Raw genomic sequence first — 2,559 nt, 5'->3', positions numbered from 1 at the left:
TACCCGGCTCGCCAGATTGAGCTTGCGCAGGATGTGCCGCACGTGGATCTTCACCGTGCTTTCGGCGAGATCGAGATCGCGGCCGATCTCCTTGTTGCTCGCACCCTGGGCGATGCGCGCGAGGATCTCGTGCTCGCGCCGCGTGAGCCGCTCCGGTTCGCGCGCCAGTTCGGGCGCTCCCGTCTTGGCCTTCACGCCCTGCACCAGCTTGCCCGTCATTTCCTCCGACACCGGGGCGTCACTGGCTGCCGCACGGCGCACGCTCTGCACGAGGAACTCGGTGTCGATGTTCTTCAGGAGATAGCCGTGCGCGCCCGCCTGCAGGGTTTCCAGCAGATCCTCGGCGTCCTCCGAGACCGTCAGCATGACGACCCGCGCCTGCGGCACTTCTTCGGCCAGCAGCTTCACGGCTTCGCGACCGGACATGCCCGGCATGTGCAGATCGAGCAGGACGACGTCGGGGCGCAGTGCCGCGGCGCGCTTCACCCCTTCCAGACCGTCTCCCGCCTCGCCGACAACCTCGAAGTCGGCCTGGCGGGACAGCAGCGCCTTGATGCCGCTGCGAAAGAGCGCGTGATCGTCCACCAGCAGCACGCGGATCGGTTTCACGCCGCCTCCGCGCGGGCGATCGGGAGCCTCAATGCGACCTCGGTGCCCCGATCCGGCTGCGCCCTGATCTCGAGCCCGCCGCCGATGCGGTGCGCCCGCTCGCGCATGATGCGCAGCCCGACGTGGGTATCGGAGCGCTCGGCGAGTGTTGCCGGATCGAAACCGCGGCCGTTGTCACGCACGCAGAAGAGGTAACCGTCGTTGCGCACGACTTCCACCGTGACCTCGGTCGCGCGCGCATGCTTGCGCACGTTCGACAGCGCCTCCTGCACGATGTGCAGCACCTGCGGCTGCACTTCCGGCGCGAGCGATACGGTGGTGCCGGACGCTTCGAAGTGCGTGCGGATGCCGGTCTGACCCTCGAAGCGCTGCAGGGCGGCGCGGATCGTGGCCTCGAGGTCGGCCTGCTTGAGGCGCGTGCGAAAATGCACGAGCAACTCACGCACATCGTCGTAGCTCTCCTGGATTCCCTCGCGAATCTGTGCGAGCTCTCCGCGCGCCGCCTCCAGGTTGCCTTGCGCCAGCGACTCCTCGAGCATCTGCGCCTCAAGGTTCAAGAACGCAAGCGACTGCGCAATCGAATCGTGCAGCTCCTGCGCCAGCAGATTGCGCTCTTCGGTGACTGCGAGTTCCTTGTCGCGTGAGACGAGGCGCTGGTTCTCGATCGCCACCCCGAGATGCTGCCCGAGGGTCTCCAGCAACTGCCGCTCCGCGGCGTTGAATTCGCGCGGCCCGGTGAAGTAGAGATTGAAGATGCCGAGGAGCTGACGCTTCACGCCGATGGTGAAGACAGACACTGTGCGGTAGCCGACCTTCTGGCACTTGTACAACACGTTGTCCGGGTGCGCCGGAGAGATGACGTGAATGACCGGTCGCGCGCTCTCGGCCGCCTCGCCGCACAGGCACTCGCCCATCTCGATGCAGCGTTCCTCGACGACGAAGTCCGGGTCGAGTCCCTCGTGCAGATAGAGATGAATGTGTCTCGATGACGGATCGGTGAGCCGCACGGCGCCGGCTGCTGCACCCGTGATGGACATCAGCTTTCGGAGAAAACCGCGGCACGTGTCCTCGATCGACATCGGCTCATTCAGCAGGCGGCCGATCTCGTACAAGGTCGCGAGCTCGCGGTTCTTCTGCTCCAGCGACCGCGTCTTCTGCGCCACACGGTCCTCCAGGGTGCGATACAGACCCTGCAGATGATCGGCCATGCGGTTGAAGCCGAGCGCAAGCGCCCCGAACTCGTCCTTCGAATCGACCGGCAGCCGCACCGCGAAGTCGCCGTTCTGGATGCGTTCGAGGCTTTGCTGCAGGCGTGTGACCGGCTGCACGATGAGGTGGAAGAGCAGGAACGCCATCGCCAGCGACGCGACGAGGGCGAGCACCATCAATGCAACCTGCAGCAGACGCAGTGTCGCGGTGTCGCGCGTGACCTGCTGTTCCACCGTGAGCACCAGCGCGTTCACGGTGTCGACGAAGCCGTCGACCTCCACCCGATAGCGTTCGAGCAACGCACTGCCGGCCGGTTTCACGCCACCTTCGATGATCCCTAGCGCGAGCGGCTTAACCACTCCGTGCCAGCGCCGATCCACGTCATCCAGCTGTCGGCGCACGGTGTCGCTCGGCGGCAGAAACAGCGGGCGCGCCGGATCGCCTTGCGACAGTCGATCGAGGACGTCCTCGAAGCGGGCGACTTCGGCGACGGCCTGGCTACGCAGGAGCGCCGTGTCGCCGCGCCCGCTCGCGATCTCCGACGCGAGGAAAGCGATGCGATAGGCGCGCATGCGCTCGCTGCCGAGATCGTTCACCGCTGCTGCGCTGCCCTCGAATTTTCTCGCTTCGACGAGCGTGAGTCCGATGGCGGCAAGGGCGAGCAGGAGGAAAACGATCACGAGCGCCGTGATCTTCGTTCTGAGCTTGCGGGTCCCGGGAACCGACCGGGCGTTGAGCGTG

The 2,559-nt window shown here is 66.1% G+C and carries 2 protein-coding genes; both read right to left on the bottom strand.

Annotation, left to right across the window (positions count from 1 at the left end):
- Nucleotides 1-609 (bottom strand): response regulator (locus tag JNK68_11100; protein ID MBL8540907.1); only part of this gene is annotated, 609 nt, incomplete at its 3' end.
- Nucleotides 606-2,559 (bottom strand): type IV pili methyl-accepting chemotaxis transducer N-terminal domain-containing protein (locus JNK68_11095; protein MBL8540906.1); only part of this gene is annotated, 1,954 nt, incomplete at its 5' end. The genes JNK68_11095 and JNK68_11100, both read right to left, overlap by 4 nt.

The sequence above is a fragment of the Betaproteobacteria bacterium genome, assembly GCA_016791345.1.
Classification (GTDB): Bacteria; Pseudomonadota; Gammaproteobacteria; order Burkholderiales; family JAEUMW01; genus JAEUMW01.
This window is presented reverse-complemented; position numbering and strand designations above follow the sequence as displayed.